This is a genomic window from Actinacidiphila sp. bgisy160 (genome assembly GCF_057707815.1).
This window is the reverse complement of record NZ_JBYIQW010000004.1, coordinates 162095-188160: the sequence shown is the minus strand read 5'-3', so window position 1 is coordinate 188160 and position 26066 is coordinate 162095. Positions and strand designations below refer to the sequence as shown.

At 73.0% G+C, this 26066-nt stretch carries 28 protein-coding genes and 1 riboswitch; of the genes, 16 read left to right on the top strand and 12 right to left on the bottom strand.

Features of this window, described 5'->3' with window-relative positions:
• The first annotated feature begins 275 nt into the window (after positions 1 to 275).
• The 6 genes from AC3EUJ_RS06535 to AC3EUJ_RS06510 all read left to right on the top strand — a co-directional run bounded on the left by AC3EUJ_RS06535 (position 276) and on the right by AC3EUJ_RS06510 (position 5545).
• Positions 276 to 1043, top strand: coding sequence for a metallophosphoesterase family protein (locus AC3EUJ_RS06535; protein ID WP_431960008.1), 768 nt, complete (start codon positions 276 to 278; stop codon positions 1041 to 1043).
• A 97-nt stretch (positions 1044 to 1140) separates the two neighbouring features.
• The gene (locus AC3EUJ_RS06530) at positions 1141 to 1584 is read left to right on the top strand and encodes an SRPBCC family protein (RefSeq protein ID WP_431960007.1); all 444 of its coding nucleotides are present in this window, start codon (positions 1141 to 1143) and stop codon (positions 1582 to 1584) included.
• Between the two features lies 1 nt (position 1585).
• Positions 1586 to 2818 (top strand): ArsA family ATPase, encoded by a 1233-nt coding sequence (locus tag AC3EUJ_RS06525; protein ID WP_431960006.1) that lies wholly within the window; start codon positions 1586 to 1588, stop codon positions 2816 to 2818.
• Between the two features lie 67 nt (positions 2819 to 2885).
• The gene (locus tag AC3EUJ_RS06520) at positions 2886 to 3287 is read left to right on the top strand and encodes a DUF5304 family protein (RefSeq protein WP_431960005.1); all 402 of its coding nucleotides are present in this window, start codon (positions 2886 to 2888) and stop codon (positions 3285 to 3287) included.
• 104 nt (positions 3288 to 3391) lie between these two features.
• The gene (locus tag AC3EUJ_RS06515; RefSeq protein WP_431960004.1) at positions 3392 to 4333 is read left to right on the top strand and encodes an ROK family glucokinase; all 942 of its coding nucleotides are present in this window, start codon (positions 3392 to 3394) and stop codon (positions 4331 to 4333) included.
• A gap of 444 nt (positions 4334 to 4777) precedes the next feature.
• A complete protein-coding gene (locus tag AC3EUJ_RS06510) occupies positions 4778 to 5545 on the top strand; it encodes an endonuclease/exonuclease/phosphatase family protein (protein WP_431960003.1) in 768 nt (255 codons plus the stop codon).
• 91 nt (positions 5546 to 5636) lie between these two features.
• Here AC3EUJ_RS06510 and AC3EUJ_RS06505 read toward each other — a convergent pair whose 3' ends face one another.
• Both AC3EUJ_RS06505 and AC3EUJ_RS06500 read right to left on the bottom strand, forming a co-directional pair.
• Positions 5637 to 6203, bottom strand: coding sequence for a hypothetical protein (locus AC3EUJ_RS06505; protein WP_431960002.1), 567 nt, complete (start codon positions 6201 to 6203; stop codon positions 5637 to 5639).
• On the bottom strand, positions 6196 to 6981 hold the full coding sequence (locus AC3EUJ_RS06500) for an alpha/beta hydrolase (protein WP_431960001.1): 786 nt from the start codon (positions 6979 to 6981) through the stop codon (positions 6196 to 6198). Before AC3EUJ_RS06500 ends, AC3EUJ_RS06505 begins: the two co-directional genes overlap by 8 nt.
• 127 nt (positions 6982 to 7108) lie before the next feature.
• Here AC3EUJ_RS06500 and AC3EUJ_RS06495 point away from each other — a divergent pair, with 127 nt between their 5' ends.
• The 5 genes from AC3EUJ_RS06495 to AC3EUJ_RS06475 all read left to right on the top strand — a co-directional run bounded on the left by AC3EUJ_RS06495 (position 7109) and on the right by AC3EUJ_RS06475 (position 11758).
• Positions 7109 to 7825 (top strand): lysophospholipid acyltransferase family protein, encoded by a 717-nt coding sequence (locus tag AC3EUJ_RS06495; protein ID WP_431960000.1) that lies wholly within the window; start codon positions 7109 to 7111, stop codon positions 7823 to 7825.
• Positions 7826 to 7939: 114 nt separating this feature from the next.
• Positions 7940 to 9079 carry a MacS family sensor histidine kinase gene (gene macS / locus AC3EUJ_RS06490; protein ID WP_431959999.1) on the top strand — a complete coding sequence of 380 codons (1140 nt, stop codon included), beginning with the start codon at positions 7940 to 7942 and terminating at the stop codon, positions 9077 to 9079.
• Between the two features lie 17 nt (positions 9080 to 9096).
• On the top strand, positions 9097 to 9756 hold the full coding sequence (locus AC3EUJ_RS06485) for a response regulator (RefSeq protein WP_431959998.1): 660 nt from the start codon (positions 9097 to 9099) through the stop codon (positions 9754 to 9756).
• Between the two features lie 179 nt (positions 9757 to 9935).
• Positions 9936 to 10964, top strand: coding sequence for a 6-phosphofructokinase (locus tag AC3EUJ_RS06480; RefSeq protein WP_431959997.1), 1029 nt, complete (start codon positions 9936 to 9938; stop codon positions 10962 to 10964).
• A gap of 131 nt (positions 10965 to 11095) precedes the next feature.
• Positions 11096 to 11758, top strand: a complete 663-nt coding sequence (locus tag AC3EUJ_RS06475) for a uridine kinase family protein (RefSeq protein ID WP_431959996.1) — start codon at positions 11096 to 11098, stop codon at positions 11756 to 11758.
• 144 nt (positions 11759 to 11902) lie between these two features.
• Here the strand turns inward: AC3EUJ_RS06475 and AC3EUJ_RS06470 are convergent, their stop codons facing one another.
• Positions 11903 to 13846, bottom strand: coding sequence for an anthranilate synthase family protein (locus tag AC3EUJ_RS06470; protein ID WP_431959995.1), 1944 nt, complete (start codon positions 13844 to 13846; stop codon positions 11903 to 11905).
• 284 nt (positions 13847 to 14130) lie between these two features.
• Between AC3EUJ_RS06470 and AC3EUJ_RS06465 the strand changes: the two genes are divergently transcribed.
• The gene (locus AC3EUJ_RS06465; RefSeq protein ID WP_431960041.1) at positions 14131 to 14715 is read left to right on the top strand and encodes a Uma2 family endonuclease; all 585 of its coding nucleotides are present in this window, start codon (positions 14131 to 14133) and stop codon (positions 14713 to 14715) included.
• A 22-nt stretch (positions 14716 to 14737) separates the two neighbouring features.
• On the opposite strand, the gene erm is transcribed toward AC3EUJ_RS06465, so the two are convergent.
• Positions 14738 to 15490 carry a 23S ribosomal RNA methyltransferase Erm gene (gene erm / locus AC3EUJ_RS06460; protein ID WP_431960040.1) on the bottom strand — a complete coding sequence of 251 codons (753 nt, stop codon included), beginning with the start codon at positions 15488 to 15490 and terminating at the stop codon, positions 14738 to 14740.
• Positions 15491 to 15742: 252 nt separating this feature from the next.
• On the opposite strand from erm, the gene AC3EUJ_RS06455 reads away from it, so the two are divergent.
• Positions 15743 to 16267, top strand: a complete 525-nt coding sequence (locus tag AC3EUJ_RS06455) for an anthrone oxygenase family protein (RefSeq protein WP_431959993.1) — start codon at positions 15743 to 15745, stop codon at positions 16265 to 16267.
• Here the strand turns inward: AC3EUJ_RS06455 and AC3EUJ_RS06450 are convergent.
• Complete coding sequence (locus AC3EUJ_RS06450) at positions 16218 to 16736, bottom strand: hypothetical protein (RefSeq protein WP_431959992.1); 519 nt, start codon at positions 16734 to 16736, stop codon at positions 16218 to 16220. The two genes, AC3EUJ_RS06455 and AC3EUJ_RS06450, sit on opposite strands and share 50 nt — an antisense overlap.
• 280 nt (positions 16737 to 17016) lie before the next feature.
• On the opposite strand from AC3EUJ_RS06450, the gene AC3EUJ_RS06445 reads away from it, so the two are divergent.
• Both AC3EUJ_RS06445 and AC3EUJ_RS06440 read left to right on the top strand, forming a co-directional pair.
• A complete protein-coding gene (locus tag AC3EUJ_RS06445; RefSeq protein WP_431959991.1) occupies positions 17017 to 18366 on the top strand; it encodes a class II 3-deoxy-7-phosphoheptulonate synthase in 1350 nt (449 codons plus the stop codon).
• Between the two features lie 136 nt (positions 18367 to 18502).
• Positions 18503 to 18811, top strand: a complete 309-nt coding sequence (locus AC3EUJ_RS06440; protein WP_431959990.1) for a (2Fe-2S)-binding protein — start codon at positions 18503 to 18505, stop codon at positions 18809 to 18811.
• A 26-nt stretch (positions 18812 to 18837) separates the two neighbouring features.
• On the opposite strand, the gene bfr is transcribed toward AC3EUJ_RS06440, so the two are convergent.
• On the bottom strand, positions 18838 to 19317 hold the full coding sequence (gene bfr / locus AC3EUJ_RS06435) for a bacterioferritin (RefSeq protein ID WP_431959989.1): 480 nt from the start codon (positions 19315 to 19317) through the stop codon (positions 18838 to 18840).
• A 161-nt stretch (positions 19318 to 19478) separates the two neighbouring features.
• Between bfr and AC3EUJ_RS06430 the strand changes: the two genes are divergently transcribed.
• Positions 19479 to 20093: a sulfite oxidase-like oxidoreductase gene (locus AC3EUJ_RS06430; RefSeq protein WP_431959988.1), complete on the top strand. Its 615-nt coding sequence runs from the start codon at positions 19479 to 19481 to the stop codon at positions 20091 to 20093.
• A 34-nt stretch (positions 20094 to 20127) separates the two neighbouring features.
• Here the strand turns inward: AC3EUJ_RS06430 and AC3EUJ_RS06425 are convergent, their stop codons facing one another.
• From AC3EUJ_RS06425 to thiO, 6 genes are all read right to left on the bottom strand, one after another.
• A complete protein-coding gene (locus AC3EUJ_RS06425) occupies positions 20128 to 20661 on the bottom strand; it encodes a DUF4396 domain-containing protein (RefSeq protein WP_431959987.1) in 534 nt (177 codons plus the stop codon).
• Positions 20662 to 20751: 90 nt separating this feature from the next.
• Positions 20752 to 21654: a deoxyribonuclease IV gene (locus AC3EUJ_RS06420; RefSeq protein ID WP_431959986.1), complete on the bottom strand. Its 903-nt coding sequence runs from the start codon at positions 21652 to 21654 to the stop codon at positions 20752 to 20754.
• Positions 21642 to 23540 carry a Stk1 family PASTA domain-containing Ser/Thr kinase gene (gene pknB / locus AC3EUJ_RS06415; protein ID WP_431959985.1) on the bottom strand — a complete coding sequence of 633 codons (1899 nt, stop codon included), beginning with the start codon at positions 23538 to 23540 and terminating at the stop codon, positions 21642 to 21644. Before pknB ends, AC3EUJ_RS06420 begins: the two co-directional genes overlap by 13 nt.
• 187 nt (positions 23541 to 23727) lie before the next feature.
• On the bottom strand, positions 23728 to 24531 hold the full coding sequence (locus tag AC3EUJ_RS06410) for a thiazole synthase (protein WP_431959984.1): 804 nt from the start codon (positions 24529 to 24531) through the stop codon (positions 23728 to 23730).
• A gap of 4 nt (positions 24532 to 24535) precedes the next feature.
• Entirely contained in the window at positions 24536 to 24754 is a 219-nt protein-coding gene (gene thiS, locus AC3EUJ_RS06405; RefSeq protein ID WP_431959983.1) for a sulfur carrier protein ThiS, read from the bottom strand.
• A complete protein-coding gene (gene thiO / locus AC3EUJ_RS06400; RefSeq protein WP_431959982.1) occupies positions 24751 to 25899 on the bottom strand; it encodes a glycine oxidase ThiO in 1149 nt (382 codons plus the stop codon). The genes thiS and thiO overlap by 4 nt, the downstream gene beginning before the upstream one ends.
• Positions 25896 to 26009: riboswitch (TPP riboswitch) on the bottom strand. It overlaps the preceding gene by 4 nt.
• Positions 26010 to 26066 lie beyond the last annotated feature (57 nt).

The window sequence follows — 26066 nt, the reverse complement described above, 5'->3', positions numbered from 1 at the left end:
CTCCTCATCGGCGCCGGCGGCGGTGCTGGCTGCGTCCACTGCATGGTTGAGCGTGGAACGGTCGGCCTGGACGTTACCCACCGGTAAAGCTTCTCCGGTAGGGGTGCCGTGTAGATGTTTTGTGTGTCACATCGTCGTCACACGCCGGACGCCCGCCGCGGCACAGTGCGGATCCACTGGTCGGAAGCGTAGTCGAGGCCCCTGGTGACCCGCAGGTAACAGGGGCCCCGGTGTGCCCTCCCCAACCCCGCCCGGCGCGTCCTACAGTGATCGTCATGCGGGTCCATGTCGTCAGTGACGTCCACGGTGCCTCCGAGGCCCTCGCCAGGGCCGGGGACGGCGCCGACGCGCTGATCTGCCTCGGCGACCTGATCCTCTTCCTCGACTACGCCGACCACTCCCAGGGCATCTTCCCCGACCTCTTCGGCGCCGAGAACACCTCCCGCATGGTCGGCCTGCGCACCGCCCTGCGCTGGGACGAGGCCCGCGCCCTCGACCGCGAACTGTGGGCGGGGCTCGGCACCGACCGGCGCACCGCCATCGAGTCCGCCGTGCGGCGGCAGTACGCCGAGCTGTTCGCCGCGTTCCCCACCCCGACGTACGCCACCTACGGCAACGTCGACATCCCCGCGCTCTGGCCGGAGTACGCCCGGCCCGGCACCACCGTGCTCGACGGCACCACCACCGAGATCGGCGGTCTGGTCTTCGGCTTCGTCGGCGGCGGGCTGCGCACCCCCTACCGCACCCCGTACGAGATCGACGACGAGACGTACGCCGCCAAGGTGGAGGCCCTCGGCGAGGTCGACGTGCTGTGCTCGCACATCCCGCCGGCCGTTCCCGAGCTCTGCTACGACACCGTCGCCCGGCGTCTCGAACGCGGCAGCGAGGCCCTGCTCGAGGCGATCCGCCGGGTCCGGCCCCGCTACGCCCTCTTCGGCCACGTCCACCAGCCGCTCGTACGGCGGATGCGCCTGGGGGCGACCGAATGCGTCAACGTCGGTCACTTCAACTCCACCCGAACGCCGTGGGCACTGCACTGGTGACCGCCCCGGCGGTCTCCGGCCGCCCGACCAGGCGGTAGCCTTCACCAGCAGACATACGACAGCAGGTACGACGCGACGTCCCGGAGGGGCCACGGCGATGGCGGAACACACCAGGTCGAGCATCACGATCGACGCGGCCCCGGCCGATGTCATGGGCGTCATCGCCGACTTCGCCCGGTACCCGGAGTGGACCGGCGAGGTGAAGGAGGCCGAGATCCTCTCGGCCGGCGGTGACGGCCGCGCCGAGCAGGTCCGGCTCCTCCTGGACGCGGGCGCCATCAAGGACGACCACACCCTCGCCTACACCTGGGTCGGAGACAACGAGGTCCGCTGGACCCTGGTCAAGTCCCAGATGCTGCGCACCCTGGACGGCGCCTACGTCCTGGCCCCCATCGAGGACGGCAAGCGCACCGAGGTCACCTACCAGCTGACCGTCGACGTCAAGATCCCCATGCTCGGCATGATCAAGCGTAAGGCCGAGAAGGTCATCATCGACCGCGCCCTCGCCGGCCTGAAGAAGCGCGTCGAGTCCCAGGGCTGACGTGCGCACGCTCCTGGTCACCGGCACGGGCGGCGCCGGGCGCACGACGGTCGCCGCCGCCACGGCCGTGGCCGCGAGCACGCCCGGGCGGCGCGTGCTGCTGCTCTCCGCCGACCGTGACGCCTCCCTCGACAGGGTGCTGGGCCCGGTGCCCGCCCCGGCCGGGGGTGAGGGCGCTCCGCGGACGGACGAAACCGCAGCCCTGCCCATCGCCCCCGTCGCGTCCGTCCCCGGCCTGTGGGCCGCGCGCATCGACGCGGCCGCCGCCTTCCGAGCCGACGCCGGGGCCGTCCAGGAACGCCTCGGGTCCCTGCTCGACCTGCTCGGCGCGGCCCCGCTGGACCCCGAGGAGCTGACCGAACTCCCCGGCGCCGACGCCTTCGCACTGCTGCGCGCCCTGCGGGACACCGCCGGCGGCTGGGACCTCGTGGTCGTCGACCTCCCGCCGGTCCACGACGCCCTGGCCGCACTCGCGCTCCCCGCGCAACTGCGCCGCTACATCGCCCGGCTGGTTCCCCAGGAGCGGCAGGCCGCCCGCGCCCTGCGCCCCGTCCTCGCCCAGCTCGCGGGCGTGCCCGCGCCCGGTGCCTGGGCCTACGAGGCGGCCGCCCGCGTCGACCGGGAACTGGCCACCGCCCAGGCAGTGATCGAGGACTCCGCCACGACCGTCCGGCTCGTCGTGGCCCCCGGCACCCACGCCGCCGACGCCGTGCGCCGGGCCCGCACCGGACTGGCCCTGTACGGCCACCGCCTCGAAGCCGTCGTCGCCAACCGGCTGCTGCCCGCCGATTCCCCGGACCCCTGGCTCGCCGAACTCGCCGGCCACCGCCGCAAGGAAGTGCGCGCCCTGCGCGCGGAACTGGCCGGCACGCCCACCGCGCTCCACGAACTGCCGCACCTCGGCCGGGAACCACGCGGCGCCGAGGACCTCGCCCGGCTCGCCGCCCTGCCGCCGGCCGAGGTGCCCGAGGGCCCCGCCGCGCAGCCGTGGACCACCGAGGACCGGCTCGCCGCCGAGGGCCACTTGCTGTGGCGGCTGCCGCTGCCGGGCGCGACACGCGACACCGTCGACCTCGTACGCCGCGGCGACGAACTCGTCGTCGACGCCGAGGGATACCGCCGCATCCTCCCGCTGCCCTCCGCGCTGCGCCGCTGCACCGTGGCCGGTGCCGCGCTCCGTGACGGCGCGCTGCAGGTCCGGTTCGCCCCGGATCCCGGTCTTTGGCCCCGCTGAGCACTGAAAGCGCCGCCCCCGTTCGGGTACCGTCGTTGGTACCAAGCCGGAGCCTTACGGAGCCACCATGAGCGAATCCACGGACCGCGCGGGCCGCCCCGACACCGATTCCGACGCCTGGGCCAAGGCGAGCGCGGAGGACATCGCCGCGGAGAACGCCCGCCGACGGCAGCAGAGCGGCCAGACCGCCGGCAGCGCCGGCGAGGAGCTGAGGCGTCTCGCGGAAGCCGTCACCGACCGGTTGTCGATGCTTCGCGGCCCTGCCGCGGAGATGGCCGCGCAGGGGCTGATCTCGCAGGTCAAGCAGGCCGTCGAGCCGATCGTCGAGCGCAACCCCGAGGTCTTCGACCACCTCGCCGCCGCGGGCGCCGAACTCCTGGCCGCCTACCGCGCGGCGGTGAGCGGACAGGAACGCCGCTGGACCTCCGGCGGTGACACCCCGCCCAGCGAACGCATCGACCTGGACTGAACGGCGCGACGCGGACCCGGGAGGAACATCGGGCCCGAACAGGGCGCGGGTCGCCCTCCGGTACGGTTGGACGCAGCGGGGCTCGACCGAATACTGAGGGATACATGGGACTCACCATCGGCGTCGACATCGGCGGCACGAAGATCGCGGCCGGCGTGGTCGACGAGGAAGGCGCGATTCTCGAGATCGTCAAGGTGCCGACCCCGCAGACCTCCGGGGGCGTCGTCGATGCCATCGCGACAGCGGTGCACGACGTCAGCGCCAACCACACGGTCGAGGCCGTCGGCATCGGCGCCGCCGGCTACGTCGACGACAAGCGCGCCACCGTGCTCTTCGCGCCCAACATCCGGTGGCGCCACGAGCCGCTGAAGGACAAGGTCGAACAGCGCGTCGGCCTGCCCGTCGTGGTCGAGAACGACGCCAACGCCGCGGCCTGGGGCGAGTACCGCTTCGGCGCGGGACAGGGCCACGAGGACGTCATCTGCATCACCCTGGGCACCGGGCTCGGCGGCGGCATCATCATCGGCAACAAGCTGCGCCGCGGCCGCTTCGGCGTGGCCGGCGAGTTCGGCCACATCCGCATGGTGCCGGACGGTCTGCTCTGCGGCTGTGGCAGCCAGGGCTGCTGGGAGCAGTACGCCTCCGGCCGGGCGCTGGTGCGGTACGCCAAGCAGCGGGCCGTCGCCCAGCCGGAGAACGCCGCGCTGCTGCTGTCGTTCGGCGACGGCACGCCCGAGGGCATCCAGGGCCAGCACATCAGCCGGGCCGCGCGCGAGGGCGACAAGGTCGCCGTCGACTCCTTCCGCGAGCTGGCCCGCTGGGCCGGCGCCGGCCTCGCCGACCTGGCCTCGCTCTTCGACCCCTCCGCCTTCATCGTCGGCGGCGGTGTCTCCGACGAGGGCGAGCTCGTCCTCGAGCCCATCCGCAAGTCCTTCCGCCGCTGGCTGGTCGGCGGTCAGTACCGCCCGCACGCCCAGGTCCTCGCCGCCCAGCTCGGCGGCAAGGCCGGCCTGGTCGGCGCGGCCGACCTCGCCCGCCAGGGCTAGCCCCCCGGCGGTCACCCGCACGGCATCCGGTGCCCCCGTCGCTCCCGCCCAGGAGCAACGGGGGCACCCGCCCTTCCCGGGCGCGGCGGATGCGCGGCCGTGTGGGTGCGCACCCGGGCTGCGCCGTGCTTCGCGGCGACTTCGGCGAGCGGACGGGCGAGTTCGCGGGCGCCGTCCCGGGCGACGTCCCGGGCGCCGTCGAGCGGATCCGTGCCGGCCCCGCAGGCCGCCTCGCCCGACCTCGTGGCGCTCAGCCGCACCTCGGCGACGCAACCGGTGGTCCCCGGCGAACTCCGCCCGCGCGGAGGTGAAGGCGGCGACCCCGCAGACCTCCGACGGAGTCGTCGACGCCGTCGCGACAGCGGTGCGCGAGCCTCGGCACCGACCACACGCACGGGGCCGTCCCGCCGTCGCGCCCGACCGGGGCGCCGCTACAGTGACCCCGTGAGCCAGGGCCCGCCGCCGGAGCTGCCGGCGTCCCGTACCGAGCCGGACGGCTCCGCCGTCGTCCGCGTGCTGAGCTACAACATCCGCTCGATGCGGGACGACACCGCGGCGCTCGCCCGGGTGATCCGCGCCTGCGACCCCGACGTCGCGCTGATCCAGGAGGCCCCGCGCTTCTTCCGCTGGCGCAAGGCCGTCGCCCGTCTCTCCCGCGCCTGCGGACTGGTCGCCGTCACCGGCGGGGCCACCGCCACCGGCCCCCTCGTGCTGTCCTCCCTGCGGGTACACGTGGAACGCGCCGAGGACGTCCTGCTGCCCCGCACCCCCGGCCTGCACCGGCGTGGCTTCGCCACCGCCGTCGTGCGCGTCGGCGGCGCCCGCCTGTCCGTCGTCAGCTGCCACCTCTCGCTCCACGCGCGCGAACGCTACGAGCAGGGCGGCATGCTGCTCGACCGGCTCGCCGCCATGGGCGAGCCGCACGCGGTCGTCGGCGGCGACCTCAACGACCGCCCCCACGGCAGGACCTTCCGCCGGCTCGCCGACGACCTGCAGGACGCCTGGGCGGTCCGGCCCTGGGGCGGCGAGTACACCTCCACCCCCGAGGACCCGCACCAGCGGATCGACGCGATCTTCACGACCCCGGGTATCGAGGTCCTCGGCTGCGGCGTCCCGCACGGCCTGCCCGGCGTCACCCCGTACGACCTGCGGGCGGCCACGGACCACCTCCCGGTCCTGGCCGCCCTCAGGGTGCCCGCCTCCGCCCGATGACGGCGCGGCCTCAGGACCGCTGCATGGAACGGTCGCCGACCGTCCGGCTGCCGGGCCTCCGGTCCCGGACGAGAGCAGTACGTGGCGCCGGTCAGACGACGGCGCCGCCGCCCGGCAGGTCGTCGTCCTCGTCGCCGCCCGGACGCATCCGCGTCACCAGGGTGGCGAAGCCGCCGAGGAAACCGCCGACGCCGACCGTGAGTGCCCACCACGGCATCGGCTCCTGAAAGAGGACGAAACCGAAGATCAGCAGCGGCCCGCCCACGGCGGCGAGCCAGGCGAACTTCGTCGTCACGTCCGCCTCCGGCAGCGGCGGCGGCTCCGGCGGCTCGTAGTGGCCCTCGTCCTCGTCCTCGTCCAGTTCGTAGTCACGCGGACCGGACAGCACGGGGTGGATGACGATGCGCGTCGCGTCCGGCGCCGAGGGCAGTGCGGACGGGTCCGCCGTGCCCTCGCCGCCTTCCCGGTCGGCCTCGCCCTTGCCGTCCCGGTCCGCCGCCGGGACGTCCTCGGCCGCGGGCCAGGAGCCCGTCCCGGGCTCGGGGTCCTTCTCGTACGCCGCGACGAGCTCGGCCCACGCCGACTCCTCGTCCAGCGGCGTGCGCTCCGGCTCGCCGCCCTCCGGCACCTGCCGACGCTCCTCCTCGGGCTCAGCCACTGGCGGCGTCCTCCTTGTCCGCCCGCTCCCCCGCACCCGACAGGCGCTCGACGAAGGCGTACGACTCCTCGAAGACCGTCTCCGCGTCATGGTCCAGCGTCGCGACGTGGTAGCTGCGCTCCAGCACCGTCTCCGTGACGTCCGCCGACGACACCCGGCTCAGCACGACCGCCGAGTTCGACGGGTGCACCACGTGGTCGACCCGGCTGTGCAGCAGCAGGAGCGGCTGCGTCACCTGCGGCAGCTCGTGCCGGACCAGCTTCCAGAAACGGCTCAGCGAGTGCACCGCCCGCAGCGGGGTGCGGTCGTAGCCGACCTCCTCCGAGCCCTCCTTGGCGATGTCGCTCACGATGCCCGGCACGGAGGGCACGAAGTGGCGCAGGAGGGGGACGGCCTTCAGCCGATGGCTGTCGGCCTTGACCGAGGGGTTGACCAGGGCGATACCGCTGACCGCGGCGCCGTGCTGCGCGGCCAGCCGCAGGGTCAGGGCCCCGCCCATCGACATTCCGAAGACAAACACGCGGTCACAGCGTTCGGACAGTGCGCGGAATTCCCGGTCCACCTCCGCGTACCAGTCCTCCCAGCCCGTCAGCTGCATGTCCTGCCAGCGCGTGCCGTGCCCCGGCAGCAGCGGTGCGGACACGGTCAGGCCCCGCTCGGCGAGGTACTCGGCCCACGGCCGCATGGACTGCGGCGTGCCGGTGAATCCGTGGCACAGCAGCACGCCGACCTCACCGCCGTCCTGGCGGTAGGGCTCGGCTCCGGGCATCAGCGGCACCGTACGTCTCCTGTTCGGTGGAATGCGCGAAAAGCAATACCTCACAGTACGCGGACGGCCGACACCGGGGGAGAGCACCGGCGGATCTGGCGTTATGGTCTTCCCGTCAGACACAGGAGGTCATCGGTTGTTGTACGGCGTGATGAAGATCGCCATCGGCCATCCCCTGCGAGCCGCGTTCCGGCCGTGGGTGGAGGGCCTCGAGCACATCCCCAAGCAGGGACCGGCGATCCTGGCGAGCAACCACCTGTCCTTCTCGGACTCCTTCTTCCTGCCCGCCGTGCTCGACCGCAAGGTCACCTTCATCGCCAAGGCCGAGTACTTCACCACACCCGGCATCAAGGGCAAGCTCACCGCCGCCTTCTTCAAGGGCGTCGGCCAGCTCCCCGTGGACCGCTCCGGAGCGCGCGGCGCCGGTGAGGCCGCGATCAAAAGCGGGATAAAGGTCATCGAGGCGGGCGAGCTCTTCGGCATCTACCCCGAGGGCACCCGCTCGCCCGACGGCCGCCTCTACCGCGGCAAGCCCGGCGGACTGGCCCGCATCGCGCTCGCCACCGGCGCGCCCGTGATCCCGGTCGCCATGATCGACACGGAGAAGATCCAGCCGCCCGGCCAGGTCATGCCCAAGCTGATGCGCCCCGGCATCCGGATCGGCAAGCCGCTGGACTTCAGCCGCTACATGGGCATGGAGCACGACCGCTTCATCCTGCGCTCGGTCACCGACGAGGTGATGTACGAGATCATGAAGCTCTCCGGCCAGGAGTACGTGGACATCTACGCGACCGCCGCCAAGCGGCAGATCGCCGAGGCGGCGAAGAAGGAACAGCAGCACGGCGAGTCCTAGCCGGACGCGCCCGGGGGGAAACGGGGGGGACGGCCCATGGCCGGGGAGAAGACCGGCGCGACCGGGCGGAGAACCGCCGCGCCCGCCGCGGCGCGGCCCGCACGCGTCACACGCATGTCCGTCGAGCAGCCGCTGTGGCGCGCCCTCACCGGCTACCGGGTGCTGACCGCCGCCTACGCCATAGGGCTCTACGCCGTCGCCTACCACGAGCACGCGCACCCCCTGGCGGGCGCGGCCTACCTGACGGTGCTCGCCGTGTGGACGCTGGCCACCATCGGCAAGGTGAGCTCGCCCCAGCGCTGCACCAGGCCCTTCCTCATCGCCGACCTCGCCGTCGCGCTCACCGGCATCCTCATCACCCCGCTCGTCGAGGCGCACCAGCGCATCCTCGACGGCGGCCCCACCCTGCCGTCGATCTGGACCGCCGGCTCCGTGCTCGCCTTCGCCATCAAGGGCGGCTGGCGCTGGGCCGCCGCCGCCTCCTGCCTCGTCGGCGGCGCCAACATCGTCGAACGCGGCGCCCCGGCCCGCGACACCCTCCACAATGTGCTGCTGGTCGCCATCGCCAGCATCGCCATCGGATACGTCGTCGAGGTCGCCCGCGCCAGCGAACGCACCCTCGCCCGCGCCCTGCAGATCGAGGCCGCCACCCGCGAGCGGGAGCGGCTGGCCCGCGACATCCACGACAACGTGCTGCAGGTGCTCGCCATGGTGCAGCGGCGCGGCGCCGAGATCGGCGGCGAGGCCGAGGCCCTTGGCCGCATGGCGGGAGAGCAGGAGGCGGCCCTGCGCGCCCTGGTCACCGACGCCGCCCTGCCGTCCCCCCGCGACGGCACCGACGCCGAAGCCGCCGGCGAGGACGCCGACGCGCCCCGCGACCTGCGCGGGCTGCTCGCCCCGTACGGCAGCGCCCGGGTCACCGTCTCCGCCCCCGGCACCCCCGTCCTCCTCCCGGCCCGCGCCGCACGCGAGCTCACCGCCGCCGTGGGCGCCGCCCTGGAGAACGTCCGCCGGCACGCCGGAGAGGACGCACACGCCTGGATCCTCGTCGAGGACGAACCCGGGGCCGTGCTGGTCAGCGTCCGCGACGACGGCCCCGGCATCCCCGAGGGCCGCCTCGCCGCCGCCGAGGCCGAGGGCAGGCTCGGGGTCGCCCAGTCCATCCGCGGCCGGCTCCGGGACCTCGGCGGCACGGCGGAGTTGGTGTCGGTGCCCGGGCAGGGGACAGAAGTCGAGTTGAGGCTCGTCAAGTGAGGGAGGAGATTGGGGTCATGGCCGTGAAGGTGATGGTGGTCGACGACCACCCCATGTGGCGGGACGCGGTCGCCCGCGACCTCACCGAGGCCGGATACGTGGTGGTCGCCACCGCCGGCGACGGACCGGAGGCGGTGCGGCGCGCCAAGGCGGCCATGCCCGAGGTGCTCGTCCTCGATCTCAACCTCCCCGGCCTGTCCGGCGTCCAGGTCTGCAAGGACGTCATCGCCGACAACCCCGCCCTGCGGGTGCTGGTGCTGTCCGCCAGCGGCGAGCACGCGGACGTCCTGGAGGCCGTGAAGTCCGGTGCCACCGGCTACCTGCTGAAATCCGCCGGCCGCGAGGAACTCCTCGACGCCGTCCGGCGCACCGCCGTCGGCGACCCGGTCTTCACCCCCGGCCTCGCCGGCCTCGTCCTCGGCGAGTACCGCCGCCTCGCCTCCGACCCCGCCCCCGCCGCGGCCGACACGCCCGAGGCACCCCGGCTCACCGACCGCGAGACCGAGGTCCTGCGGCTTGTCGCCAAGGGACTCAGCTACAAGCAGATCGCCGAACGGCTGGTCATCTCCCACCGCACCGTCCAGAACCACGTCCAGAACACCCTCGGCAAGCTCCAGCTGCACAACCGCGTCGAACTCGTCCGCTACGCCATCGAACGAGGACTGGACGAGGAGTAGCCCCGACGCCGTCCCGGGGGCGCCCGGCCCCGCGCCGCGCGCCGCCCGGAAGGGTGAAATCGGCGCGCCAACATCCCCGTAGATCAAGGGATTTCACCGAACGGCCCATCCCACCTGTGACGCCGGTCACGCTAGCGTCGTGGGCGCAGGCAAAAGGTGCGAACGGGAAGGGATGGATCATGCGAGTTGGCGTGCTGACCGGCGGCGGAGACTGCCCCGGGCTCAACGCGGTCATCCGTGCCATCGTGCGCAAGGGTGTCCAGGAGTACGGATACGAGTTCACCGGTTTCAGGGACGGCTGGCACGGCCCCCTCAAGGGCGACACCGTGCCGCTCGACATCCCCGCGGTGCGCGGCATCCTCCCGCGCGGGGGCACCATCCTCGGCTCGTCCCGCACGAACCCGCTCAAGGCGGAGAACGGCGTGCGGCGCGTCAAGGAGAACCTCGCCAAGTACGAGGTCGACGCACTCATCGCGATCGGCGGCGAGGACACCCTTGGCGTCGCCACCGCCCTGTCGGACGAGTACGGCGTCCCCTGCGTCGGCGTACCCAAGACCATCGACAACGACCTGGCGGCCACCGACTACACCTTCGGTTTCGACACCGCCGTCAACATCGCCACCGAGGCCATCGACCGCCTCCACACCACCGCCGAGTCGCACATGCGCGTCCTCGTCGTCGAGGTGATGGGCCGCCACGCCGGCTGGATCGCCCTCCACTCCGGCCTCGCCGGCGGGGCCAACGCCATCCTCATCCCCGAGCAGCGCTTCGACGTCGACCAGGTCTGCGCCTGGGTGGAGAGCCGCTTCAAGATCCGCTACGCACCCATCGTCGTGGTCGCCGAAGGCGCCATGCCCAAGGACGGCGACATGGTGCTGAAGGACCAGTCGCTCGACTCCTTCGGCCACGTACGGCTCTCCGGTGTCGGCGAGTGGCTCGCCAAGGAGATCGAGCGGCGCACCGGCAAGGAGGCCCGTACCACCGTCCTCGGCCACATCCAGCGCGGCGGCACCCCCAGCGCCTTCGACCGCTGGCTCGCCACCCGCTTCGGCCTGCACGCCATCGACGCGGTCCGCGATCAGGACTGGGGCAAGATGGTCGCACTGCGTGGCACGGACATCGTCCGCGTTCCGCTCCGCGACGCGACGACCCAGCTCAAGACGGTCGATCCGCGCCTCTACACGGAGGCAGGCGTCTTCTTCGGGTAAACACCGCGTTTCCTCGGCGCCGTCTGCGCTTTCACCGCTTGCCATGGGCGATCACGCGGCCGTACATTCCCTGCACCCGGCTTGTCCGGCCGCTTCGTTTATCCCCCTTGAGCACATGAGGAGCGCCCGGCATGACGGGTGTACTGGCGGTCGCAGGCGGCACCGCATCCGGCAAGTCCACCCTTGCCGAGGCCCTGTCGCTGCAGTGTCCCGAGAGCATCGCACTGGTCCATCTGGACGACTACTACGTGCCCGCGCACGATCCCCTCAGGGGCGTGTGGACGGTCAGCGCCGCCGGGCACGCCATCCTCGACTGGAACCATCCCGGCTCCATCGACGAGGCCGCCGTCAGCGCCGCGATCGACGCGGCGCTGGCCCGGCCCGGCGTGCGCCTCGTGGTGGTCGAGGGCCTGTTCGCCCTGACGCTGCCGTCGGTACGGGAACGGGCGGACTGGCGGGTGTACGTGGACGCCCCCGACGACGTCCGGCTGGCCCGCAAGATCCTGCGCAAGATCGAGGTCCAGCGGCAGGACCCGCGGCTGTCCCTGCTGAACTATCTGCAAAGCGGCCGGGAGCGGCACGTCGCCCACGTCGCGCCCTCCCGGGCGCTGGCCGATCTGGTGGTGGACGGCACGAACGAGGGCCCGGAGATGGTGGCGGCGGTGCTGGGCCTCGTCGGCCCGCTCCTGTCGCCCGTCCCCGAGTCCGTACCCGACCCGGTCCCGGCCGCCCGCCCCCGCCGGCCCCGCGCGGTCACCCCGCGGACGCACCAGTTCCCCGCGGCGGCCGTCTGACGCGCCGGGGGTGCAGACCCGTCGGGGTGCAGACGCGTCGGCGGGCCCGGCGAGGACGGTCGCGCCGACGTACGACTCGACCCCTGCGCGGGCACTTCCCGCGCAGGGCCCGGCGGCGGCACCGGTCCCCCCCCACGCCCGTGGCTACCCGGCGACCGTCACTCCCGCCAAGAGCTCCGCCACGATCGCCGTGCCGTTCAGGCTGAGCACGGACTCCGGGTGGAACTGGACGCCCGCGAAGCCCGGGCCGCGCAGGGCGTGGACGTCGCCGGTGGCCCGGTCGCGGCTCAGCTCGACGCGGTGCATGGCCAGTTCCTCCGCCGTCGTGTCGTCGCAGCGGGCGGTGAAGGAGTTGTAGAACCCCACGGTCTCCGTTCGTCCGAACAGGTCGATCGGTGTCTGCGCGCCCTGGAAGGGGACGTCCTTGCGGACGATGTCGAGGCCGAGCTCGGCGGCGATCAGCTCGTGGCCGAGGCAGACGCCGAGCAGTCCGTGCCGGTGGCCGCGCACCAGCTCGGCGGCGAGGCCGCGCAGCAAGACCATCTTGGGGTCGTGGGTGTCGGACGGATCGCCCGGGCCCGGTCCGAGGACGACCGGGCCGCGGTGGGCGAGGGCGGCCTCGCGCAGACCCGGCTCGTCGAAGCGGCGCACGGTGACCTCCGGCCCGGACGACCGCAGAACGTGTGCGAGCATCGCGGTGAAGGTGTCCTCGCCGTCCACCACCAGGGCGTGCCCGGTCAGCGTGCGGGGCTGCTCCGCGGTCCGCATCCGCAGCCAGAAGGGCGCGAGGTTCCTGCGGCGCCCGTCCAGTGCGGCCCGCACCCGGATGTCGTCGCCGAGCCGCGGCCGCTCCGCCGCCGGCCGCGGCTCCCGCCCCGGCCGCACCCCGAGGGCGGCCAGCACGGCCGCCGCCTTGGCGTGCGTCTCGGCGACCTCCGCGTACGGGTCGGAGCGCCGCACCAGCGTCGCGCCCACCGGGACCTTCAGCCCGCCCGCGGCGTCGACGTCCGCGGTGCGGATCAGGATGGGGGAGTCCAGGGTCTGCGCGCCGCCCGCGTCCCGGCCGATCAGTGCCAGCGCGCCCGCGTAGTAGCCGCGGCCGCCGGGCTCGTACCGCTCGATCACCCGGCAGGCGTTCTGCACCGGCGACCCGGTGACCGTCGCGGCGAACATCGTCTCGCGCAACACGTCCCGCACGTCCATGGTGCTGCGGCCGCGCAGCTCGTACTCGGTGTGCGCCAGATGTGCCATCTCCTTCAGGCGCGGGCCGACGACGACGCCGCCGAGGTCGCCGACGGTGCACATCATCTTCAGTTCCTCGTCGACCACCATCGTCAGCTCCTCCACCTCCTTGGCGTCTCGCAGGAAGGCGAGCAGGCCCGCCGCGTCCGGCCCCTGAGCGGGGTAGCGGTAGGTGCCGCTGATCGGGTTCATGACGACCGTGCCCCCCGCCATCCGCACGTGCACCTCGGGGCTCGCGCCGACCAGGGTGCGCTCGGGCGTGCGCACCACGAACGTCCAGTAGGCGCCGCGCTCGCCGTCGAGCAGCCCGCGGAACAGCGCGAGCGCGTCCGCCGCCCCGAAGCCGGGGATCTCGCCGCGGAAGGTGCGCCGGATGACGAAGTTCGCGCCCTCGCCGCGGCCGATCTCGTCCTCGATGACACGCTCCACGATCCCGGCGTACGTGTCGTCGTCGACGTCGAAGGCCCCGCCCTGGACGCGCACCGCGTGCCCGGGCAGGGCCGCCATGAGCTCGGGCAGCGGCAGCTCGTACGTCTCCCGGGGGCGGAGCACGACCAGCGGCGCCCCGTCGTCGCGGACGTCGAAGCCGCGCTCCCTGATCTGCCGGTACGGCACCAGAGCCAGCGCGTCCACCGTCGGCCGCGCCGCCTCCGGGGCCCCGGTCGGCAGCGCGACGTCCGTCAGCCGCTCCGCCGTCCCGACCGGGCCGAGCAGCACTTCGACGGTGTCCGCGTACCGGCCCGGCGTTCTGCGCCTGAGCAGCGCGAAGGGTGGGCACGCGGGGTCCAGCAGCCGTTCGACGAGCGCGGCGGCGGAGGGTGCGGTGCGGGAATCGTGGTTCTCCACGGCGGTTCCTTCCGGTCTTCGGCGAGGGAAGGGACGGCCGCAGAAACACCGAAGGCCGCCCCTCGGGCGGCCTGAGCGTCTGCCTGTGCGTACGCGCTGCTAGTGGGCCGCCGGATCCGCGGTCCACCACCACTGCAGGTGCGTCTGCTCTGCGTACATGTTCCGCACCCTAACGCATCGGCTCACGACGCGGCGGCGGTGTCTCACGCTTTCGGGGCATCGCGGTGAGGTACTGCCCCGGTACGCTCGGGGATGCGTCCAGAATCCCGTCCATGGGAGGAACCATGACCGCCGAACCGCTGCCGGCCTGGGCGATTCCGCCGCGTGGCGGCTTCACCTCGGACGACCTGGACCGCATTCCCGACCTCCCGCCGCACACGGAGTTGATCGACGGGAGCCTGGTTTTCGTGAGCCCGCAGAAGAGTTTCCACTCGCTGGCCATGTACCTGCTGGAGCAGGGCCTGCGGGCGGCGGCCCCCGAGACCCTGCGGGTGCGGCGGGAGATGAGCGTCGTCCTGAACCGGCGCAACCGGCCCGAGCCGGACCTCGTCCTGGTGCGGGCCGAGGCCGCGAGCGACGGGGCCGACGAGACGGGGTACCAGGCGGCCGACGCCGTGCTGGTCGTCGAGGTCGTCTCGCCGGACTCCGAGGAACGGGACCGCAAGCGCAAGCCGCAGTTGTACGCCGAGGCGGGCATCCCGCACTTCTGGCGGGTCGAGAAGGGCGAGGGCCGGCTCCCCGTCGTCTACGTCTTCGAACGGGAGCCGGCCACCGGGACCTACGTCGCCACCGGCATCCACCACGAACGTCTCAAGGTGTCCGTGCCGTTCGCCGTGGACATCGACCTCGGCGGGATCGAACGGCTGTAGCCGCCCCTCCCGCCGGGTTGGCTCACCGCACCAGTCGCCACAGGGACGCCCACTGCTCGGCCGAGAGGTCCTTGGGGAGGGCGTACGGGGGGACGCGCTCGGCGCGGAGCCAGTCGCGCAGCGCCGCCCGGTCGAAGTGGCCGGTGCGGGTGAGGACTTCGCGCAGACCGCGGCCCGGGCCGGTGAACACCCGCTGGACGAAGGCCTGGTAGGCGCGCCGGTCGCCCGGGACGAGTGGCTCCGGGCGCCGGCCCATGCTGAGCAGGCCGCCGTCGACCGAGGGCGCCGGGCGGAAGGCGCGCGCGGGGACGCGGGAGTGGAGGGTGAAGTCGTACCAGGGCCACCAGGAGGCGGTGAGCATGCTGGCGCCGCCGACGCCGGCCCGGCGGCGGGCGACCTCCCACTGGACGAGCAGCACCGCGGACTCCCACCGGTCGGCGGCGAGGATCCGCCGCATGATGGTGGTCGTCAGGTGGAAGGGCAGGTTGCCGACGATCACGTGCGGCTCGCGCGGGAAGCGGTAGCGCAGGACATCGGTGTTGACGACGTGCGTGCCGCGCGGGAGCCGCCGCTGCAGGCGCTGTGCGCGCCGGGGGTCGGTCTCGACGGCCGTGAGGGGACGGCCGGTGCGGCTGAGGGGCAGGGTCAGCGCCCCGTCGCCGGGGCCGATCTCGACGATGGGCCCGCTGGTGGCGGCGACGAGGGCCTCGATGGAGGCGATGACGGTGCGGTCGGTGAGGAAGTTCTGGCCGAGCTCGTGCCGGCCACCCACCATGGACCGGTGGTGAGGCATGGGTGTGCACTCCGCGACATAAGAGGTTCCGACGGTGGACCCGATGCCGCGGCGAAGAGCGCCGCGGCTATGCCCGGCGCAGCCTGATGCAGTAGGTGCAACCCATGTGCCGCACGGTATCCCGCTCCCTGCCGGTGCCGCATCTGGTTTTCCAGGGGTCCGCGTGGACGCTCGCGCATGGGGTCGAGCGTCCGGGCCATGTTCCGTCTCACCGGGCGTGGCTTCACTGGGCGCATGACTTCCCGAGACGCCGTCCTCGTCGCGGCCACCGTCGCCGTCGGCCTCATGGCCGGGCTCTTCTTCGCCTTCTCCGTCGCCGTCATGCCGGGTCTGGCCAGGGCGGCCGACCGCACGCTCGTCGACGCGATGCAGCGCATCAACGTCGCCATCCAGAACGGCTGGTTCCTGCTGGCCTTCGGTGGTTCGCTGCTGCTGTGCGCCGCCGCGGTGGCGCTCTGCCCGCGCGACGGCGAGCGCGGCCCGCTCCCTTGGGTGATCGCCGCGATCGTGCTCTACCTGGCGGTGCTCGTCGTCACCTTCGGCGTCAGCATTCCGCTGAACGACCGGCTGGACGCGGCGGGCGACCCCGCACGCCTCGCAGACATCGCCGCCGTGCGCGAGCGGTTCGAGGCGGCCTGGGTCCGCTGGAACCTGGTGCGCACGCTCCTGTGCACGGGTGCGCTGGGCTGCCTGAGCTGGGCGCTCGTCCTCAGCGGCCGGGTCGCCGCGGAAGCGGCGCGTCGCGCAGGGCACATGTGAAGTCGCCGTCCTTGACGAGGCTGCGCTCGCCGCAGCGGGGGCAGTGCCGGAAGACGACCGCCTGCGTGAACCACCCGGGGCGGGCGAGCCCGGCGCGGTCGAGGGCAGCCGCCAGGGCCGGCCAGGACGCTTCGGGGTCGGGGCAGTAGCCGGTCGACTGATTGCCGACCTCGCTCACCTCCCACCCGCCGTCCTCCCGTACGGCGAACGCGATCTCCCCGGCGGCGAGCACGGGCCCGGCCCCGGCGCACGCCACGGGCTCGCTGCGGCGCGGTGCCAGCAGGAGCGTGCTGCCGGGGCCGACTACGTAGGTGAAGGGCTCCTCGCGTTCGGCAGTGCCGGTGCCCTCCAGCCACTCCCGGAAGTCGTCCGGCGACCGCACGGCCCGGCCCGCCGCGCCCGGCCGGACGACGGCGGCGCGGATGTCGTCCGGTGCCACGTAGGTGAACGTCCCGGACGGCGTCGGCATGGCGGCGGCCCCCTTCTGTCCCGGCTTCGGCGTGGGGTGCGCCGAGCGTATGTCCCGGCTGAGGGTCGTCTCACTGGGTGGACTCCGCGGCTGGGGGCGGGCCGGACGCGCCGTTGCCGCGCGCCGGGTTGCGCCGGTGCACGGGCCGGGCGGGCGCGCCCCTCCCGGGCCGTCGAGCCGCTCCGGGCGCCTCGAAAAGGGATCCGCGCGGTTCACCCCGTCGTCTCATCCTCTGGTCCGATGCGCAAAGGAACGGACACGACCACGTAATGTGGGCTTTGTGACCGTGAACGCTGAAACCCACGCCGGGCGCCAGACCTGGCGCTCACTGCCCGCGGCGCAGCAGCCTGAGTACCCCGACCCCGAGGCTCTGCGCGAAGTGATCGCGGACCTCGAGTCGTATCCGCCGCTCGTCTTCGCAGGCGAGTGCGACCAGCTGCGCGACCGCCTGGGGGCCGTGGCCCGTGGTGAGGCGTTCCTGCTGCAGGGCGGGGACTGCGCGGAGGCCTTCGACCAGATCGGGGCCGACCAGATCCGCAGCAAGCTGAAGACGCTGCTGCAGATGGGCGCCGTCCTCACCTACGCCGCGTCCGTGCCGGTCGTGAAGGTGGGCCGGATCGCCGGTCAGTACAGCAAGCCGCGTTCGAAGCCGACGGAGACCCGGGACGGGGTGACCCTCCCCACCTACCGCGGTGACTCGGTCAACGGCTTCGAGTTCACCGAGGCGGCCCGTGTGCCGGACCCGGAGCGGCTCAAGCGCATGTACAACGCGTCCGCCGCGACGCTCAACCTCGTACGGGCCTTCACCACCGGCGGTTACGCCGACCTGCGGCAGGTGCACGCCTGGAACCAGGACTTCGTGCGGTCCTCGCCGTCCGGGCAGCGATACGAGGCCCTTGCCCGGGAGATCGACGGCGCGCTGAACTTCATGCACGCCTGCGGCGCGGACCCGGAGGAGTTCAAGACCGTCGAGTTCTACGCCTCGCACGAGGCGCTCCTGCTCGACTACGAGTCGGCGCTCACCCGCGTGGACTCGCGCACCGGTCGGCTGTACGACGTGTCCGGGCACATGGTCTGGATCGGTGAGCGCACCCGTCAGCTCGACCACGCGCACGTCGAGTTCGCCTCGAGGATCCGCAACCCGCTCGGTGTGAAGCTCGGCCCGACGACCACGCCCGAGGAAGCGCTGGCGCTGATCGACCGGCTGGACCCGGACCGCGAGCCCGGCCGCCTGACCTTCATCACGCGCATGGGCGCCGGCAAGGTCCGCGAGCTGCTGCCGAACCTGGTGGAGAAGGTCACCGCCTCGGGCGCGCAGGTCGCCTGGGTGTGCGACCCGATGCACGGCAACACCTTCGAGGCGGCCTCGGGCCACAAGACGCGCCGCTTCGATGACGTGCTCGACGAGGTCAAGGGCTTCTTCGAGGTGCACCACGGCCTCGGCACCCACCCCGGCGGCATCCATGTGGAGCTCACCGGCGACGACGTGACCGAGTGCGTGGGCGGCGGCGACGAGATCTTCGTCGACGACCTGCACCAGCGCTACGAGACGGCCTGCGACCCGCGGCTCAACCGCAGCCAGTCCCTCGACCTGGCCTTCCTGGTGGCGGAGATGTACCGCGGCCAGTAGCCGCGGCCGTTCGCCAAGGACGCTCGGAGGGGCGCGGATCACATCGATCCGCGCCCCTCGTCGGTTTCCAGCCACTCGCCCGGCGGGTAAGGTTAGGTTTGCCTCATCAGGTCGGGATCGGAGAGAGGGGAACCGCGTGTACGTCTGCTCGTGCTTCGGCATCACCGAAGAGCAGGTCAAGCAGCATGCGGACGCCGGCCGCTGCACCCCTCGCCAGATCGCCTCCGCCTGCAAGGCGGGCACGGACTGTGGTTCCTGCGTGCGCCGGATACAGGCGCTTCTCGGCCGGGGCGAGGGCTGTGCCACCCGTACGAAGCTCGACACGGCGAAGCCCGGGACATCCGTCGCGCCCGTCGCCGTCCCCGCGCCGGCCACCCTGCCGGCCCCGTCGGCGCTGCCGGTGCCGGCCACGGCACCGCTGCCCGCGGCAGCCGGCGCCGCCTGAGCGACTCCGGCCCGGCCGTCCGACGTTCAGCTGTCGGGCTGCTCGATCACCTGCGCGATGTACAGCGGCTCCCCGAGCTTCTCGATGAGCTCGAGCTGGGTGTCCAGGTAGTCGATGTGGTGCTCCTCGTCGGCGAGGATGTCCTCGAAGATGTTGGCCGAGGTGATGTCGCCCTTGGCCCGCATGACCTCGATGCCGCGCCGGAGGCGGTCGATCGCCTCGACCTCGACCTGGCGGTCGGCCTGGAACATCTCGGTGACGGTCTGACCCACTCGGACATGGAAGAGCCGCTGGTAGTTCGGCAGCCCCTCGAGGAAGAGGATGCGGTCGGTCAGCACCTCGGCGTGCTTCATCTCGTCGAAGGACTCGTGCCGGGTGTACTGGGCGAGCTTCGTCCAGCCGAGGTTCTCCTGCATCTTGGCGTGCAGGAAGTACTGGTTGATCGCCGTCAGCTCGCCCGTCAGCTGCTCGTTCAGGAACTCGATGACCTCGGGGTCGCCCTGCATGGCAAGCCCGTCCTTTCGGGAGGAATCCACACGATGGGCGCATCTTCGCACCGCCGGTGGAAGCGATCCAGTAAGCCCACGCTTACTCCGCCGGCCCGGGTTGCCGTACTTTGCCCGGGTGCTGGTCGGTAGCACTGCGTCCGGTCTGTCACCATGGACGCATGGGTCAGTCCGAACGCCGCGAAGGGGAGCTTCCTCCCGGACAGCGGCTTCAGCGGGGCTGGCCGGTCACCCACTACGGTCCGGTACCCAGGTTCAAGCCCGAACGGTGGGAGTTCCAGGTCTTCGGCGCCACGGCGGACGGCGGCAAGGTCGCCTGGGGCCATGAGGAGTTCACGGCGCTGCCCTACACCACGGTCATGGGTGACTTCCACTGTGTGACCAAGTTCAGCATGCTCGGAGTCGAGTGGGGCGGTGTCCGCGCCGCCGAGATCCTGCGGCTGGCGCCGCCCGCGCCGGACGTCACGCACGTCATGGTGTGGGCCGAGTACGGCTTCAGTTCCAACCTGCGGCTGGCGGACTTCGCCGACCCCAAGTCGATATTCGCGACCCATCGCGGCGGCGAGCCGCTGACCGCGGAGCACGGCTTCCCGGTCCGGCTGATCGTGCCCCACCTCTACGCCTGGAAGGGCCCCAAGTGGGTGCGCGGCGTGGAGTACATGACGTCCGACCGCCGCGGCTTCTGGGAGGAGCGCGGCTACCACAACCTCGGCGACCCGTGGACCGAGCAGCGCTACTCCTACCAGGAGGAGCCCGGCGACGGCCCGGAGTTGTAGCCGTAGCCGTTGCCGCCGGGCTCCCGCCGCCGGATCAGTGGTACCGGTGGACGACCGCGTGGCCCTTGCCGCGGCCGATCATCCACTTGTTGACGGGTGTGGTCACCAGGAAGGCGACCGCGAAGGCCAGCGCGAGGCTGAACCAGAACAGCCCTTCCGACAGCGTCGCGTCCATCGCGCCCGGGAAGAGCAAAATCGTCCCGTTGTCCGCGAGTTCCATGAAGACGATCGAGACGGTGTCGGCGGCTAGCGCCACCCGCACCGCGCTGCGCAGGTCCAGGCCGGCCCGCAGGACGCCGCGCATGGTGAGCGAGTAGCCGAAGGCGAAGGCCAGCACGATCGCCAGGACCATCGTCGGGACGTTGTGCCAGCCGAGGGCCGTGCCGATCGCCATGCCGAGGACCTCGCCGATCGCACAGCCGGTGAGGCAGTGCAGCGTGGCCTGGACGGCGGTACCCCAGGAGGCCGGGCCGGAGTGGTGCTCGTGGCGCGTGGCCTGGTGGTGCCCGTGGTGCGCGGCTTCGTGCTGCGCGTGCTGTTCATGGTGGGAGTGTTCGACGTGCTGCATCCTTCGTCCCCCAGGGATGAGTGCGGGTGTCGTCGTGCGGTGCTTCCGGCCCAACCGTATACCCCCCTGGGGTATTCCCCGGTGGTCCGGTCAGGCCGGGCGCAGCGACTTCAGCACGGCCACGTCCGTCGCCATCCCGGTGCCCTTGGGGCCGCCGTTCGGCGTCTCCACGATCAGCGGCACGCCCCGCGTGGCGGGGTGCCGGAACAGTTCCCCGAAGGCGGCGGCACCGATGTGACCGGCGCCGATGTTCTCGTGGCGGTCCTTGTGGGCGCCGGCGACGTCCTTGGAGTCGTTGGCGTGGATCAGCTTCAGCCGCCCCTCGCCGACCGTCGCCACCAGCTCGTCCAGCACGGCCTTGACCCCGCCCGCCGCCGCGAGGTCGTGCCCGGCCGCGAACACATGGCAGGTGTCCAGGCAGACCCCCAGCAGCGGATGGTGGTCCAGGGCGTCGAAGTACGGGCCCAGGTCCTCCACCAGCGAGCAGAGCGAGAACCCCTGCCCCGCGGTCGGCTCCAGCAGCAGCCACGGGTCGTCGTCGCGCGTCAGCTCCTCCAGCAGCGGCAGCATCCGCTCCCGTACCTGCGCCAGCGCCGTGGCCCGGGAACGGCCGCCGGTCGCCGACCCGGTGTGCACGACGGTGCCGAGTGCGCCGATCGCCCGCCCGCGGCGCAGCGAGTGGCGCAGGGAGTCCACCGAGTGATCGACGGTCGCTGCGGTGTGCGAGCCGAAGTTGATCAGGTACGGCGCGTGGACGTACGCGGGGACGCCCTGAGCGGCGCAGCGCTCGCGGAACTCCTCGTCCTGCCGCGGACTGCCGGGCGGGGTCGCCCACCCGCGCGGGTTGGCGACGAAGACCTGCACGGTCTCGGCGCCCATCCGCGCGGCCTCCGCCAGCCCGGTGGTCGCCAGGCCCCCGGCCACGGCGACATGAGCGCCGACGGGGTTGCGGAGCGCCACGGCACCGCCGTCGGAGGTGGCTATCGCACCCACAGTGTGATCGTGCTGCCCTTCGGTGCCTCGGTGCCGCCGGCCGGCGACTGGTTGTTGACCTGACCGGTGAAGAAGAACTGGATCACGCGGACGTCGAAGCCCGCGGCCTCCAGCTTCGCCTTCGCCTCGTCGACGGCCAAGCCTTCCACGTCCGGGACCTCGACCATCTGCTGGCCCTTGGAGACCTTCAGCGTGACCGTGTCCCCGCCCGCCAGCCGCGTGTTGGGGCCGGGCGTCTGCCCGGCGACGGCGCCCTCGTCCGCCTGGTCGGAGTAGACCCGCCGCGGGTCGACCTTCACCCGCAGCCCGGCGTCCTCCAGCTGCCGGCGGGCGTCCTCCAGCGGCTGCCCGATCACGTCGGGGGCGTCGACGGGCACGCCCTTGCTCACCACCAGCGACACGGCCGAGTCCGGCCGCCGGCTCGCTCCCGAACCGGGGTCGGTGGAGATCACCCGGCCCTGCGGAATCTCGTCGCTGAACTCCCGGGTCACGGTCCCCGGGCTCAGGCCCGCGGCCTTCAGACGCCGCCTCGCCTCCGCCAGCTCCTCGCCCACGACGCCGGGGACCTTCACCCGCTCCGGGCCCTTGGACACGGTGATCGTCACCGTGCCGTTGTCCCGGATGCGCTCGCCGGTGCCCGGGTCGGTGGAGGCCACCTTGCCCTTGGTCATGGTCGGGTCGAACGCCTCGACGACCTCGACCCGCAGCCCGGCGTCGCGCAACTGGCGCTCCGCCTGCGCCTGCGGCAGCCCGACGACGGCGGGCGTCCTGGTGAACTGGCCGTCGTTGATGTACCAGACGCCCGCGCCGACGCCGACGATCAGCAGCAGGGCCGTCACCAGGGCGATCACCCCGGGACGCCGGCGGCGCCGGGCCCCCGGCCCGGCGACCGTCCGGGGTTGGTGCCGGGTCGGCTCGGGCGGCAGCTCCAGCCGCGCGGTGCGGTGCACCACCGTCGTCGGCTCCTCGGAGCCGGCCGGTGCCGCGGGACCCGGCGCGGGGATCCGCGCGGCCGGCGGCACCAGGTCGATCTGCTCCGGTGTCATGAGCCGGCGCACCGCGTGCAGCCGCCGCAGCAGCTCCGCGGCGTCGGCCGGACGCCGGGCGGCGACGCGCGCGGTCGCCTCGGCGACCAGCGCGTCCAGTTGCGGGGGCAGCCCGGGGGAGGCCGCGGAGGGGGCGGGCACGTCCTCGTTCACGAGCTGGTGGATCACCTGCACCGGGGTCCGGCCGCTGTGCGGCTTGCGGCCGGTGAGCATCTCGTAGAGCAGCACTCCGCAGGCGTACACATCGGTGCGCTCGTCGGCCGTGAGGTTCTCGACCTGCTCCGGCGCCATGTACGAGACCGTGCCGAGGACGCCGCTCGCGGAGGTGTCGGTGTGGGTGCCCGCGACCCTGACCAGGCCGAAGTCCGCCACCTTGACCCGGCCGTCGTCCCCTATGAGGACGTTCTCCGGCTTCATGTCGCGGTGCACCAGCCCTGCCCGGTGCGCCGCGCCGAGCGCGGCCAGCACGGGCTCCAGGATGTCCAGCGCGGCGCGCGGCGGCAGGGCGCCGCGGTCGCGCAGCACGTCGCGGAGGGTGCAGCCCGCGATGTACTCCATGGCCAGGTACACGTAGGTGCCGTCGGTGCCCTGGTCGTAGACCTGCACCACGTTGGGGTGGTCGAGGCGTGCCACCGTCTTCGCCTCGCGGATGAAGCGCTCCACGAAGCCGGGCTCGGCCAAGAGGGCGGGGTGCATGACCTTCAGGGCCAGCACCCGGTCCAGGCGGATGTCCAGTGCCCGGTACACCGTCGCCATGCCGCCGACCGCGATCCGGGACTCCACCCGGTAGCGGCCGTCGAGCGTCTGCCCGACCAGCGGGTCCTGAAGCGTCCTGTCCACGAAGGTGCAGTTTACGGTGCCGACATGACCCTTCTGGGCTAACCCGCGCAGGTTGTACCCCACCCGTGCGGTACCGCAACCGCCCCGTGACCCGGCGCGGTGGCGGTGTCCCTGGCGGGTACTGCCCCGCCCCGCCGCGGTTCCGGGGCGGTCCCGCGCAGGTCGCCGCCGTACGCCGGGCCGCTCGTCAGGAGGCGCCGAAGGCGGGGCGTTCGGGGTCGAACGTGGCGAGACCCACAGCGGGGGAGGACGCGGTCGCGTGGTGGCGGCGGGGGATACGCCCCGCCCGGTACGCCAGGCGCCCGGCCTCGACGGCGTGCCGCATGGCCTCCGCCATGAGCACCGGTTCCCTCGCCCGTGTGACGGCGGAGGCCAGCATGACGGCCGCGCAGCCCAGCTCCATCGCCAGGGCCGCGTCCGAGGCCGTCCCCGCCCCCGCGTCCAGGATCACCGGCACGGTCGCCCGCTCGACGATCAGCTCGAAGTTGTGCGGGTTGCGAATGCCGAGCCCCGATCCGATGGGCGAGCCCAGAGGCATGATCGCCGCACAGCCCACGTCCTCCAGCTTCCGGGCGAGCACCGGATCGTCGCTGGTGTAGGGCAGCACCGTGAAGCCGTCGTCCACGAGGGTCTCCGCCGCGTCCAGCAGCTCCACCGGGTCCGGCAGCAGGGTGCGCTCGTCGGCGATGACCTCCAGCTTCACCCAGTCCGTGCCGATCGCCTCGCGTGCCAGGCGCGCGGTGAGCACGGCCTCGCCGGCGGTGTAGCACCCGGCGGTGTTCGGCAGTACGCGGATGCCGTGCCGGGTGAGCACGGACAGCACGGAGCCCTTGACCGTGGGGTCCAGCCGCCGCATGGCGACCGTGGTCAGCTCGGTGCCGGAGGCGAGCAGCGCCTGCTCCATGATCTCCAGGCTGGGCGCACCGCCCGTGCCCATGATCAGCCGGGAGCCGAAGGTGGTATTGCCGATGGTCAGCGGGTCGTCGGCCATGGGGTCAGCCTCCCTGGACCGCGGTGAGCACCTCGACGCGGTCGCCGTCGCGGAGCGCGGTCGCCTGCCACTGGGCGCGGGGGACGACGGTCTCGTTGAGGGCGGCCGCCACTCCGGAAGGAGCGGCGGTCAGGGTCGCGACGAGGCGGTCGAGGGTGACGCCCTCGGCGACCTCCCGGGCCTCGCCGTTGACGGAGACGGACAGAAGGAGGGGCGCGGTCATGCGTGCTGCTCCTGGAGGGCGAAGCGGTCGGGGGAGAAGGGCCGGGCCGGTGCGGGGACCTCCGACCCGGTGAGGACCTCGGCCATCACGTCGCCGGTCAGCGGGGTCAGCAGGACGCCGTTGCGGTGGTGGCCGGTGGCGAGCACCAGTCCGTCCAGCGCGCCGCGGCCGAGCAGCGGGGCGTTGTCGGGCGTGCCGGGACGCAGTCCCGCCCGCGTCTCGGCCAGCGGGAGTTCGGTGATGCCGGGCAGCAATGCGTGGGCGTCGCGGAGCAGTTCGTACACCCCGCCGGCGGTGACGGTGGTGTCCCAGCCCATCTCCTCGCTGGTGGCGCCGACGACCAGTTCGCCGTTCTCGCGCGGCACCAGGTAGACGTGGCCGCCGCGCACCACGGCCCGAACCGTCCGTGACAGGAACGGCGCGTACGCCGCGGGCACCCGCAGCCGCAGCACCTGCCCCTTCACCGGCCGTACGGGCGGCAGTGCCCGTGCGGGCAGCCCCCCGACGCGGCCGCTGAGGCTTCCGGCGGCCAGCACCACCTGCCCGGCGGTGACCCGGGTGCCGTCCTCCAGGACCACCCCGTGGGCGCGGTCGCCCCTGACGTCCACCCGGGCCACCCGCGACCGCCGGAACTCCACCCCGGACAGCTCGCAGGCGCGCACCAGCGCCGCGGCCAGCCGCCGGGGGTCGATCTGGTGGTCGCCGTCGACCCGCAGCCCGCCGTGCACGCCGGGGGAGAGCATCGGCTCCAGGCGGCGGCACTCACGGCCGCCGAGCCACTCCGAGGCGAGGCCCAGGGACTGCTGGAAGGCGTGGAGTTCGCGCAGCTGTGCGCGGTCGTCGGCGTCGAGGGCGACGGCGAGGGTGCCGCAGGTGCGGTAGCCGAGGCCGAGACCGGTGGTCTCCTCCAGCTCGGCCACGAAGGACGGATAGCGGCGCGCCGCCGCGAGGTTGAGCTCGAGCAGCGCCTGCTCGCCGTACTGCACCTCGGTGACAGGGGCCAGCATCCCCGCGGCCACCTGGGCTGCGCCGCCGCCCGGTTCGGGGTCCGCGACCGCCGTGCGCAGGCCGCGCAGGCCGGCCCGCCACGCGGTGACCAGTCCGATGATCCCGCCGCCGACCACGACGACGTCATGACGGTGCATGATGTTCCCGCTCCTCCCTTCGCCGGCATGACCCGGATCAGGTTCGTACGGTCGGCGGCCGCTCCAGCCGCCCTCTCAGCCCGGTGCGCCGGGCTCCCGCGAGTGTTCCCGGCCCACCTTAGTACGCACCGTCCGCGGCGAGTAGGGCACGGGTACCGGCGGGCGAC